Annotated in this window: 11 protein-coding genes; 2 read left to right on the top strand and 9 right to left on the bottom strand. The window is 36.4% G+C overall.

Annotated features, from left to right (window positions below; all coding sequences use genetic code 11):
• Positions 1-7: 7 nt before the first annotated feature.
• Positions 8-832 (top strand): M23 family metallopeptidase, encoded by an 825-nt coding sequence (locus tag JM84_RS07195; protein ID WP_144783408.1) that lies wholly within the window; start codon positions 8-10, stop codon positions 830-832.
• Positions 833-839: 7 nt separating this feature from the next.
• Here the strand turns inward: JM84_RS07195 and JM84_RS07190 are convergent, their stop codons facing one another.
• The 3 genes from JM84_RS07190 to smpB all read right to left on the bottom strand — a co-directional run bounded on the left by JM84_RS07190 (position 840) and on the right by smpB (position 4,616).
• Positions 840-3,317, bottom strand: a complete 2,478-nt coding sequence (locus JM84_RS07190) for a DUF5686 and carboxypeptidase regulatory-like domain-containing protein (RefSeq protein ID WP_144783406.1) — start codon at positions 3,315-3,317, stop codon at positions 840-842.
• 24 nt (positions 3,318-3,341) lie between these two features.
• Complete coding sequence (locus tag JM84_RS07185; RefSeq protein WP_144783404.1) at positions 3,342-4,076, bottom strand: hypothetical protein; 735 nt, start codon at positions 4,074-4,076, stop codon at positions 3,342-3,344.
• A 78-nt stretch (positions 4,077-4,154) separates the two neighbouring features.
• The gene (smpB, locus tag JM84_RS07180) at positions 4,155-4,616 is read right to left on the bottom strand and encodes an SsrA-binding protein SmpB (protein ID WP_144783402.1); all 462 of its coding nucleotides are present in this window, start codon (positions 4,614-4,616) and stop codon (positions 4,155-4,157) included.
• Between the two features lie 183 nt (positions 4,617-4,799).
• On the opposite strand from smpB, the gene JM84_RS07175 reads away from it, so the two are divergent.
• The gene (locus JM84_RS07175; protein WP_144783400.1) at positions 4,800-5,552 is read left to right on the top strand and encodes a DUF6503 family protein; all 753 of its coding nucleotides are present in this window, start codon (positions 4,800-4,802) and stop codon (positions 5,550-5,552) included.
• Here JM84_RS07175 and JM84_RS07170 read toward each other — a convergent pair.
• The 6 genes from JM84_RS07170 to JM84_RS07145 all read right to left on the bottom strand — a co-directional run bounded on the left by JM84_RS07170 (position 5,549) and on the right by JM84_RS07145 (position 12,834).
• Positions 5,549-6,094, bottom strand: a complete 546-nt coding sequence (locus tag JM84_RS07170; protein ID WP_144783398.1) for a SixA phosphatase family protein — start codon at positions 6,092-6,094, stop codon at positions 5,549-5,551. The genes JM84_RS07175 and JM84_RS07170 overlap by 4 nt on opposite strands.
• 421 nt (positions 6,095-6,515) lie before the next feature.
• Positions 6,516-8,540, bottom strand: a complete 2,025-nt coding sequence (locus JM84_RS07165; protein ID WP_144783396.1) for a DUF349 domain-containing protein — start codon at positions 8,538-8,540, stop codon at positions 6,516-6,518.
• Positions 8,541-8,618: 78 nt separating this feature from the next.
• Positions 8,619-9,407, bottom strand: a complete 789-nt coding sequence (locus tag JM84_RS07160; RefSeq protein WP_013749721.1) for a shikimate dehydrogenase family protein — start codon at positions 9,405-9,407, stop codon at positions 8,619-8,621.
• Entirely contained in the window at positions 9,379-10,401 is a 1,023-nt protein-coding gene (locus JM84_RS07155; RefSeq protein ID WP_013749722.1) for a DUF368 domain-containing protein, read from the bottom strand. Before JM84_RS07155 ends, JM84_RS07160 begins: the two co-directional genes overlap by 29 nt.
• On the bottom strand, positions 10,391-11,365 hold the full coding sequence (locus JM84_RS07150) for a DUF368 domain-containing protein (protein ID WP_013749723.1): 975 nt from the start codon (positions 11,363-11,365) through the stop codon (positions 10,391-10,393). The genes JM84_RS07155 and JM84_RS07150 overlap by 11 nt, the downstream gene beginning before the upstream one ends.
• Before the next feature lie 80 nt (positions 11,366-11,445).
• Entirely contained in the window at positions 11,446-12,834 is a 1,389-nt protein-coding gene (locus JM84_RS07145; protein ID WP_013749724.1) for a tetratricopeptide repeat protein, read from the bottom strand.
• Positions 12,835-12,837: the final 3 nt, after the last annotated feature.

Below are 12,837 nucleotides of genomic sequence, written 5' to 3'. Positions count from 1 at the left end.
TCAAATAATGAAAAGAACAACTTTATTACTTGCCCTAATTTGCGCAGTCATGTCTACATCTGCTCAAAGTGAACAGTTTGATATAAAAGCTTATGGAGAATCCATAGCAAATGGATATGACTTTTTTGTAGATAATAATGAACCATACCCGATAAGCATCAAAATAAATTTTGACCTTACTAATTTAAAAAGTAAAGATAAAAACGGTACTGTTTATGTTATTCCAGCTCACTCAAAAAGACAACTCACTAATTCACTAGCCATAATAAATAAAGTAAAAGCCTATAAATACTCTTACAAAACCTTTTTTAATAAAGGTAATCACCATAAAACGTTATATGATGAAAATCACATATATGACCTACCATTTAAAAAAGGTGAGGAGTATCTTTTATTTCAAGGTTACAATGGGAAGCAAACGCATCAAAATGAGAATTCATTAGACTTTAGCATGCCCATAGGGACGTCTATCACTGCGGCGAGAGGAGGCATTGTTACTACGGTCATAGTAAATAACAATAAAACGTGTTTTAAGCCAGAATGCAAACAGTTCAATAACAAAATAACCATCTATCACGATGATGGCACATTTGCAGATTATGCACACCTAAAATTTAAAGGATCTACTCTCAAGAAAGGCACTGTAGTAAAACAAGGAGAATTAATAGGATACAGTGGTAATGTAGGCTATAGCGATGGACCACATCTACACTTTGTAGTTTATAGGCAAGAGATACAAGATAGACATACCATCAAAACTAAATTTAAAATTGATTCAGGTGACACAGTGCAATTTCTAAAAGAAAAAGAAAATTATAAGAAAGGTTATTAAAAGAATTTTACAAGCTCAACCCTATCAGAAACGCACCATCATTACCTCCTAGCGCTCCTTGACCATACACATAGTCAAAACGCAATAGCCTAAATTTACCCCAACCTACATTTCCTATTCCTACGGTGAACTCTCTGTAGAATGGACTTTCATTTGTGCTAAGTACGTGAGCTCCTGCTATAAGATTGAAGTTTAGTTTATTTACAAGTGGAATCTTCCCTAGTATCCACCCTTTAAAATTATGCTCGGCATGTCCTTCTACATACCCTTGGTTTGTACTACGTTCATAATAAGGTAAGACATTAAATCGATTGAGGCGTGATGGCTCAAAAAAAAGCGAGCGATTACCATTAAAATGCTGTCTATCTATAAAGCTCACACCTTTTGCGGTGCCTAAGAAGGTCCCAGCGCGCACATCATAAGACATTCTACCCTTATTACTCACATTAAACTCTTGTTGAGCGACAACGCGTAGTTGGTCAAAGTTATAATCTGCTATAGAAGCTCCAAAACCTTTTTCATACACTAAGGTTAGTGATGGATATTTTTCTGAGGTAACATTAAATTTCCCGCTAGGATAACTGTAGTATTTCTGACCAAAATTTGCCGTGGCACTTATAAGCAACTTCCCTAAAGAGTGCGCTTCAAAAGCTCCATTCTCAGTATCAAAAGAATTGAGCGGATTATTACTAGTATACTCACGATCCTCTTTTGGGAAGAATGTTTGGTCTGTAGTGTTGAAAACAGGATTACGCTGCTCGTAAGCAATAATGGCGTTTGCTCGCAAGCCATTCACTATTTCTTGTCCATAGTATAGTTGTGCAAATTCCTTTTCGTAATATTTTGCAAAGTTCTTTTCCTGAGTTAATGTGAGATATGAATTTATAATAGGGCGTATAGGGTCTGCATTATTCACTTGTAAAATATCAACTCCTCCCGTAGCACTTATAGTGGCTCTATTAGTACGATTAAAACGTCTAGTAAATCCTAATGTATAACGCAAACGATCTTCTGAAAATCCATAGTTCGCTTTCGCGAAAGCGGAAAGAGATTTACTATAATCTTCATCACTCCAACTAGAATAAGTTGCCTGCATGGTTCCGTTCCAACCTTGAACGGTATTAAACTGAATATTCTGGATAGGTGGCGTGATTCCAAATCGCCATTTATTATAAGTATCTGTATAAGAATATCCAAAGATGGACGAAGTAATCTTAAATCGATTGCCTCGGTCATCTATAGAATCTAGGTACTTCTTTGATTTTCTTATAACCTGTATGCTATCTTTCTTGATATAATCATTTATTTCAAGTGACGTTAAAGGCACGGGACGACTGCGCTCCCAGAACACACTATCTTTTTTATTTGCCTGATCTGCAAAAGACAAAATCTCTGCCGAAAAAGAGCCCTTCGTAAACTGAGGAGCAAACTCATAATCAGAATAAGCTGCTGTAAATCTACCATCACCTTTAAGTCCTAAAAAACCAAAGCTAAAGTCTATGACTTGTGAGATTTTTACCCACTGACTAAGTGAGGATTCATATTTAAAATTCTGCTTAAAGTTGAGATTTTCAATAAATGGCACTTGAATCGCACTACCATCCGTTTGTAAATCTACGCCATAAAGTTGCCATGAATCTTCTACAATATAGATGGTTCCAGTAAATACCCGGTCGTTTTCTCTACGTGGTGTTACCGTTATTTTATTGATGAGTTGGTCGTTTTCAAAAAACGTTCCTTCAAGATTATACTTGTAGTAAGAGAATGCATTACTAGCGATAGGAGAAATGATCTGCGTATTGAGATCTAGGGTATTTTCATAAAAAGAGAAATTTGCATCGCTCGCAGTATTAAAGCTAAAACCGTTATCATCTCCACTTACTTTACTCGCTACAATTACCTCGCTAAAATTATCTGGACGCTGATATTTAATATTTGAAATAGTCTCACTTAAATATATTATACCTGTTCGTGTAGAGTCCAGACCACCGCCTAAATCTCCTACTTCTTGCCCTAAAATTTTATCTGGTGCATCTTTTACCTGCCACAGACCTCTAGAGTAAAAGGAGGCCGTATACGCTCCTATCTTCTGTAAATTCTTTTTTCTTGAGGCTATTGCTCCTTGTATAATGCGATCTGCGGGATTTATACCACCTTGCACGATTACTTCATCTAGGGATGTAGAAGATTCTTCCATTACAACAGAAACTGTCATTTCTTCAGAATTTACCTCCACTTCCTTTATAACCGTTGCATAGCCTAGAAACTGAAAGGTGACATTTAATGTTTCTCCTTGATCTATTACCAGTAATTCTAGAGCGTATTGCCCATCACCATTTGTGGTAGTACCTCGGTTAGTATTTTCTATAAACACATTTACAAATGGAAGCGCCTCACCTTCTTTACTTACTACAGTACCTGTAATCTGTGCAGCTGTAACAAAGGAAAAGAGTAGTATAAAAACTAATGTAAAGTATGTGCGCATGTAATTGTCTTAGAAAATGAAAAATTATGAATTACTAAAGATAAGATACTGAGCACAAAGCCATATACGAATCTGGTCTTCATTATTTTTCTTAAGTAATGCTGTAATGTTTGGGTGGTCTACTAGCTCGTTAAAAAATCGCTTAACCTCGGTATCGTCTATCTCAAACCTATCTTTTACAAAATAGGCATGATATTCATATAGACTTTGAAAAACGGCGATTTGCTTATCTATTTCTACATAACGTTTAAGCCTTTTAGTACGGCCAGTAATAGCATTAATTATAGGGTCTACTTGTAGACTGCCACCTAATAAACTAAGTAGATGAATAGGTTTAAAATCTCCTGCTGTATGTAACCTACGTTCATTTGCAGTTGGAATTTTTTGTTCTCCCTGTATAATACCTACACTTTGTACTGTTATATCTGGCTGTTCCTTTATGATCACTTCATCTAGCTCATTTCTTTGTTCTTTTAACGATATAGAAAGCAAAGGTTCATTTGCTAGCTGCTTGTGTATGATAACAAATTTCTCTTTGGCCGAAACATGGGATACAAGTAATACATCACCCACATCTACTTGTAGCCAGAATATTCCGTTATTATCTGTAGTAGTACTCCCCTGTGAGTTGAGATTAGTCACGTGAGCAGACTCTAGAACTTTATCTTCAAGAGTAACCTGTCCTTGCATAGACATAGGAAACTGTGCAACAACTTGGAAGGTGATAAATAATAAAAGTAGAAGTAATCTTAAACGCATAGAGAATAGTACTCTATAAAAGACGTTATAAAATTATAAATAGTTGCCTAACAAAATGTTAAACTGAGAAAATGAGTTTTAATTATTAAAAGACTTCTTGATGCGATCTAAGTTTTTCTTGTTATCTCGATCTTTTATAGTTTCTCGTTTGTCGTAGGTTTTCTTTCCTTTTGCAAGTGCAATTTCAAGCTTTGCAAATCCTTTCTCGTTTGTAAATAAACGTAGTGGTACAATAGTAAGACCTGATTTATTTACCTCACGTTCCCATTTTTTGAGTTCGCGTTTATTAAGTAATAACTTACGTTGATTTTTAGGCTGGTGATTAAAATAGGTAGCATGAGAATATTCTTGCACCGTCATATTAATCACAAACATTTCTCCATGATCATTAAACTCACAAAAACTCTCTGCGATGGAGGCTTTACCTTCTCGTATTGCTTTGATCTCTGTACCCGTAAGTACGATTCCAGCAACGAGCTTATCGAGTAATTCATACTCAAAGCGCGCCCTTCTATTCTTTATGTTAACCGTATTTGACATTATAACAAATGTACAAAGTTGAAAAGAAATCTAACCTGAAATTAATCTTCAAATCAAAAAAATCATCTCTTGACTCCTAGTCTTATTTTTAACAACAAAGAGATTGTATTTTTGTAGCCTTAACACAAGCCATTGTAAGAAGTAATTATTTCTAACGACCACACCACTCAGAAAACCCTTTATATGTTTCGATTTCTTTCGGCGATTATTTTATTATTCATTATCACAAGTTGTTCTCAAAAAACACCTACTGCACAAGAGATTGTAGATAAGGCCATAGCAGCTTCTGGAGGTGCTCAAATTGAACATTCTAGTATTCATTTCAAGTTTAGAAATTTCTACTATAGAGCCACTCGCAATGAAGGTTTACGCACCTTAGAACGTTGTACGGATGCTGAATGTCAGGTACAACAAGACGTTATTAAAGATAATGGAGAATTTGTACGCTTTCGCGAAAGCGCACCTATCCCAGTAGCAGATAGCATGAAAAATCGTTATGCAAATAGCGTTAACTCTGTTCATTACTTTTCTGTACTTCCATATGGGTTAAATGATCCAGCAGTAAGAAAAAATCTAGTGGATGAAGTTACCGTAAAAGGCGAGTCTTATTACCGTATTAAAGTAGCATTTGCAAAAGAAGGTGGTGGTGAGGATTTTCAAGATGAGTACATGTACTGGATTCATAAAGAAAATTACAACGTAAATTATCTTGCCTATAACTATCAAACTTCTGAAGGTGGCACGCGTTTTAGAGAAGCTTACAATGAACGTATCATAGAAGGAATACGCTTTGTAGATTATCGCAATTACAAACCTGAAGAGCAATTTCCTGCGCTTACCACGCTTGATAATCTCTTTGAAAACAACAAGCTCAATCTTTTAAGTAAGATTGAGCTTGAGAATATCACTGTAACTATCTGTCCTGATAACTGCTAGTCTACAACAACTGCATTATACTTTTTATCAATCACCTCTCCCGTTTCATCATTAACAATCAGTTGTACATGATAGAGATGAAAGTATTCAGACTCATCAATATCTTTAAAAGAGTTTTCACCTAATGCAGCATTTGCAAAATTAGGAGTGGTGTTGCTATGCCCAACCACTACAATATTTTTACCTGCAGTATCCATTTTAAAATCTTCTGAATATAAATCCGCCGGGTTATAGGATTGTATCTCAACATTATTTGCCACGGCAGTAGGTTGTGCAGTGCGCATTGTACGTATATAGTCTGTCGAGTATACGGCATCTATATCTTTATCTGAGAAATAAGCCTTCCATCGCTCTGCTCTTTCTTCTCCTTCTGTAGTTAAATCTGGATTACCGTTACTAGGATCACTCAAATCTTTTTCTGCGTGACGAATAAAGTAATAATTTGTTGTAATCGTGTTAGAAGGTGATTCCTTCTTTTTCTGACCATCACAGCTTATGGTTGTTGCAGTAACCACAAAAAGAAATAATAGAATGCGCATCATAATAATTTATTTTAAACTCAAAGATACATTTTTGTAAGGTCTCTTATAACCAACCGACATATATAGTGTCTTTCTACTTAGTTTAAGTAGCATAGACAAAATCTGCTATGAAAAAGCAAAATCCGCTTCCATAATTGGGAGCGGATTTTGTGGTTTATAGGTACTGCAAGACGTTGAGTTATGCGCAAAAAAAAACACAACTTACGTTGTGTTTTTTTTCATTTACTCTACATAGAGAAATACTGTACTAGCGTGTAAGAAGTTATTAAGAATGTGGAGAATATTACATATACCCCTAAAATTAAATTTCTCCCTTGCCTAGGATTCTGTAACTGTGTTGTGTGTACTTGAGTTTTCATAATGTCGATTTTTAAAGATTGATTGATACTATAAAGACGACACTATGCTCAAAATGTTACAATTATGAATCTGATGTATCTTCAGCTTCTTCAGTTTCGGTTGTTTCTTCCTCCTCTACTTTCTGGCTTTCTGTGATTGCCATTCTGAGTTTACGTAACTTAGATTTCCACATATTTAAATCTTCCTTATGGCGTGCAATATTCTTGTGAACCTCTGCCACCATAGGGTTATCATCTGCTACATGCTGGAAAAAGCCTAGATTATTCTCTAGCTGATTAATCTCTGCTTTTACCTCATCTATCTTCTTACGAATAAAGAAACGTTCTCTCTCAATAGCTCTTTCATCATCACTATCAACCATAACACTCATACGGTTCTCATATTTGATAAGCTCTGCTTCTTTTTTATCTATATCAAGTTGCTTGAAAAGACCGTCGAGAACTTTATTAAAGTCCTGATCGATATTTTTCTTTGCATAAGGAACACGGCCTATAGCTTTCCACTCTTCTATAAAAGCCTTGATTGCTATGAGATCTGCATCTCGCTCGCCAGTCATCTTAGCTTCTTTTACAGTCTTCATTAAAGCTTGCTTCTTCTCTAGGTTGTCTTGCTCACCAGCATTTGCTTGCTTCTTAGAATCCTTCATGCGATCAAAGAAGTGATTACACGCCTCTTTAAATGCTTTCCAGATCTTATCGCTATCCTTACGAGGTACGTGACCTACTTTTTTCCAGTCTGCTTGGATGCGTTTCATCACATCTAATGTTCCAGGAATGTCATCACTATCCTTGTGCTCTTGTGCTATTTTTACAAGTGCTTGTTTCTTTGCAAGGTTATCGTATTGTTCCTTCTTTTGAGACTTGTAAAAATCATTCTTCTTGTGGTTGAATAATTTTGTTGCTTCTTTAAAAGATGCCCATGTCTCCTCGTTATTTTCTTTAGGAACTTTACCAGCTTTAAAGAATTCATCACGTAAAGCCTCTACCTTCTTGATTTTGGCTTGTACTGTTTTGTGAGCCTTGATATCATCTTGAGCTACCTCTTTTATCTTAGCAATGATTTCATTTTTCTGTTCTAGATTTTGAACCCACACAGCCTCTACTTCCTTCTGTTTCTCATCGCGCGCATCATGTATCTTCTTTGTTGCAACACTGAATTTGTCCCAGATCTCATCACTATACTCACGTGCAACAGGACCTATCTCCTCTTTCCACATGCGGTGAAGTAATTGTAATTCTTTAAAAGCTTTATTGATATTAGGCTCTGCTCCTAACTCCTCTGCTCTTTCTATAAGCAGTAATTTCTTATCTAGATTTTCTTTAAAATGCTTATCGCGGAAATCACGATTTAAGTGCAATAACTCATAAAATGCATCAATATGGAAATAGTAATCGTTCCATACCAGATTGTAACGATCTCTTGGGATGTTACCTGCATTATTCCAGCGTTCTTGGATATCCTTAAATTTATTGAACGTAGTGTTTACACTCTCTGCACCTCCTAGTTCATTGCGTAATGCTTTTACCTCTTCTATTAAGTCCTGACGTTCTCTAAGGTTTGCATTTTGATCTTTACGTTTGCGCTCATAAAATTCTTGACGCTTATTACGGTACTCGTAATACACCTCATTAAACTCCTTTTTAAGCGGAGAGAAAAATCTAAAATCAATAATATTTCCACCTTCGGCAAGAAATGCTTGTTTAGCCTCCTCTTGCGCTGCGTCAAACTGAGCATTAATCAAGGTATTAATTTCTTCTACTTGATCTTTTATATCTGTAACTCTTTCATTTTTGATCAGTAATTGCAGCTCTGCAATTAACTCCTCTTTTGAAAGAACGGTATAATCTTTTTTTGGTACTTCCTTTTTTTCTACAGGCGCCTCCTCAGTAACTGCTGTAGTTTCAGCAGGTGGAGCTTCTGTCGTGGTAGTAGCGTTTCCACTCACTTCCTCTGTAGATAACTCAGTATCGTTTGCCTCGGCAGCGAGCGCTTCTATTTCTGCATTCATAGTTCGATCTGCGGCAGGAGCCGTTTCTTCTAGATGCTCTTCAATACTTGGATCTTGGGGTTTCTTCTCTTCAGACATTTCTTTCAATGTTAGGGTTCTATTTGAATATAGGTAAATATACTATTTAGCGGGCACATATGGGCATAATGCAGCTTTCTAGCTGTTCCATATTGACCATGAGGCCTCTGCTTGCAATTCTAGCATGCGCAAACCATTAATTATGGTCGCTCCTTGCTCGCCTGCATATCGTAAAAAAGAAGACTCTGCCGGATTATAAATCAAGTCAAATGCAACATGTGTTTCATTTAAAAATAAATATGGAATATCTGGGGATTCCTCTACATCCGGATAGGTGCCTAGCGGCGTTGTATTCACTATAAAAGTCTGGCTCTCGATGAGTTCTCTATCTAGATCTTCGTAGGTTATTGTTGATTCTTTACGCTTTCGCGAAACAAAAACACATTGCACACCAAGCTGTTGCATTGCATAGTGTACCGCCTTTGATGCTCCTCCTGTTCCTAAAATAAGGCATTTTAAATCTCTACTTTTAAAGTTTGGTGTGCCAAAATCTTCAAAAAGAGAGTCTCCAAAGTGCTCCAATAAGGTATCTCTAAAACCAATAAAATCCGTATTATAACCAGTTAATGTTCCATCACTTTCAACTCTTATGGTGTTTACAGCTCCAATAGCTTCGGCATCTGAATTGAGATTATCTACTAAGGGTATTACATCTTGTTTATAAGGGATGGTTACATTATAACCTTTCGCGTAAGCGGGAGAAAAAAGATCTTTTAAGGCTTCTTTCTCGGGAACATCAAAATTTACATATGTTGCCGCTATCGCTAGCTTGTCAAACTTATTTTTAAAATACCCTCTAGAAAATGAGTATCCTATATCTTTTCCTATGAGTCCGTACTTATCCACGAGCTTTTGTTCTTGTTCCATATTTCCCTAATGCCACGACCATAAAAATACCGGTGAGGATAAAAAATACCGCGAGCACATTTTCTATATTAATATCTGTAGGCATGTAGCGATCATAATTATCTAATATGGGGCTACCATTTCTGTCTATCGCTATCTCCCCTAAGGAGTCCCTTTTAAAAACTTCAAGCTTCCACGGCCAGACTACGCCAAGAGAGCCTATAATAAAGCCTAGAATCGCAGCATTAGTCGCCCATCTAAATTTCTTGAGTAAGAAACTTAAAAAGTGAGATAAAGTCACGAGACCTGTAAGAGAGCCCAGCGAAAAAACGATAAGCACCGTAAGTAATCGCATGTGCTCTGGATCATCTATAAAAGTGAAATCACCACCAAAAACGCTAGTCATCGTCACGAACAATGCATTTACAGCGTCTACAAGGAGCAGCACATAATTACCTAGAAGTATAAGGATAAACGAGCCTGAGAGCCCTGGCAATGTCATACCAGAAACACCTATAATACCACATATAAATACAAAAAATAGGTTGTCATTTTCTTGGGCTGGCTCCATAAGGCTTATAGCAACACCAAATATAATTCCCGAGATGAGCATCACAATATTACGCCTTGTCCACTCTTGAAAATCCTTTGCGATATAGTAAATGGAACCTATAATCATTCCAAAAAAAGCACTCCATACGAGTAAAGGATAATTGCGAATGGCAATATCTAATAGTAGCGACACGCTAAAATAGCTGATAAGCATACCAAGTATAAGTAGCCCTAAAAACTTACCGTTAATATATCTCCAGAAGCTCTTGAGACGTCCTCCAAAAAGTAACTTTAAAGCTTTACCATTAACTTTTTGAAGTGAGTAAATAAACTCTTCATAAAAACCTGCTACATATGCGACTACACCTCCAGAAACTCCAGGCACCTTATTTGCGGCACCCATAGCCAGCCCTTTGAGAACTAGCCAGACTTTATCAGAAAGTGATCTAGTCTCAGTCTGCATATACATTTTTTTTAACCGCAGCTCTTTCTAGTAATAAGATTAGTGCAAATCCAATTACGGCAAACACCACCGCGTATAACACTTGAGGATCACCATCAAAAGAAGATGGTAAAATACTTACAGCCTCTACAGGAACTTCCTCTCCGTGTCTATCTATTCGAGTAGATAGCACTTCCTTCCAAGGCCAGATTTTATTGAGCGAACCAATCATAAAGCCAGTGAGTACGGCTAGCGTGATTTGCTTTTTGTGTTCAAACATCCATTTGAGAACTTTTGAAAATAACTTGAGCCCAACGATACAGCCCATTCCAAAAAGAAATATTTTAAATATTGCAGCGCGTAATAATGCCCAATCTTTTGCTAACAATGCATCTTGAGCATCTGTAATAGTTCCTAAAACCATTCCATACGAACCTAACAGCACTAATATAAATGAACCAGAAACTCCAGGAAGTATCATTGCTATAATGGCTATACAACCAGAAAGGAAATAAAACCACCATACATTTGGCGCTTCAGATGGTGCGGCAATGGTAATAAAATAAGCTACAGCTACACCTAGAATTAGTGCTATAATTACTGTGGGATTCCACTTAGTGATTTGTTTACCTATGTATAAAATACTAGCGAGTACTAAGCCAAAAAAGAATGACCATACCATTATTGGATACACTTCTAATAAGTACTTAAAAACGCGTGCAAGTGATAAAATACTGATGGCAACCCCAAGAAAAAGGCTTCCTAGGAATTTAAGATTATACTCCTTGATAGCTGCTTTGATTCCTTCCTTCTTCCACACTTTAAGAACACCAAAATCTAACTTATCAATCGTTTCAATAAGCTCTTGATAGATTCCAGATATAAATGCGATGGTTCCTCCAGATACTCCTGGAACAACATCTGCCGCTCCCATGGCCATACCTTTTAAAATTACAAGTAAATAGGAAGCTGATGGTTTAGGCATAGGTTTATATTTTTCGCGTCAAGCTAAAATACTAGCTTTCACAATAAGCACCTACATTTAATCAAGATTTTAGAATAGTATTAACCTAAGTATTGCTGTACTAGTTCAAGCACTTCTTTTTTACTTGCAGCATAAGGGAATAGTTCGCCTAATATAATTGAGAATTCTGGTTCTATCTTTAAACCGTTAATTAAAAAATACCGTCCTTGGATATCATTACCATTGCTATAGTTAAGTCCTGCGAGTCTAAAAGCAATCTCTGCACTTTCAGGATAGAATTCCATTGCCTGCGTAAGATTTGTAATAGAGGCGTCTGGCTCTCCTAATTGCACAAGAATATCACTTCTCTGTAACCAAGTTTCAAGCTCATAATTACCAAGTTCTAAGGTGCGACGATATCCTTCCTCTGCTGCTTCTAGAAATTTAAGCTTATGATTTATGGTAGCATAGCGTTTCCAGTATAACACATTATCACTATCGATATTTATTGCTTTATTTATAAAAAACAAAGCCTTCTGATAATCTAGTCTCTTTTGATAAAAATCTGTAATTGCCATCCACCCATTATCTAGTAATGGATCTTCGTGTACACAACGTTCAAAATGCTTAATTGCAAGCTCATCGCTTCCTAGCTTATCATAGCATTTACCCATACGTAGTAACGCAAATGAGGTAGGATCTTCTAGCTCTAAAGTAATTTGATAATTTTCGAGCGCCTCATTGTATCGTCCTAGCTTTTCTAGCACTTTTCCTTTTTCAAGATAAGCACCTACAAAACGATCATCACTAATGATTGCAAACTCATAAGATGATAATGCTTTCTCGTAATTTTTAAGTCCGAAGTATTGCTTCCCTATTTGATGCCAAGCTACTTCACAATACGGATTATTATCTAAAAACATATTTAAATAATCTATCGCTCCTTCGTGTTCCTCTAGAAAATCAAAACAGTAAATCACATTATATAACGCGCTATAATCTTGATCATCTACCTCAAGGCACTTCATGAAGTTAAGCTTTGCATTCTGAAAGTCTTCTAGAAATAAATATTCCATCCCTATAAGAGAATACACATCTGCAGGGTCGTCTGTAAGATCTATTGCTTGTTCAAGCAGGTGGATGGCCTTCTCATGGTCATCCTGCTTACTGTAAATATTTGCTTTTTGAATATAAACTTCTTCGTTATGAGGATCTAGCAAGTGAAGCTCTGTAAGGATAGCATCTGCTTTGTCAAATTTATTTTCAAAAATAAAAAGTTCGGCTTTAAAAAGTCTCAAATTTGAAGATGTAGGATGCTGGTCTAGTCCTAACTTGACAGCTTTTCGCGCAAGCGCAATCTTACCACTTTCAATATAATGATTAGCAATATCCTCAAATTCCTCAGCATCAAAGAAAATCACGTCATTAGTCTTTAACATAGACTCAAAGCGCGTAAGCGATATACTATTTCCTTCTTGTCCAAAATCCATAAA

The sequence above is a fragment of the Dokdonia sp. Hel_I_63 genome, from assembly GCF_007827285.1.
Taxonomy (GTDB): domain Bacteria; phylum Bacteroidota; class Bacteroidia; order Flavobacteriales; family Flavobacteriaceae; genus Dokdonia.
The sequence above is the reverse complement of the archived record's forward strand: the minus strand, read 5'-3'. Positions and strand labels throughout refer to the sequence as shown.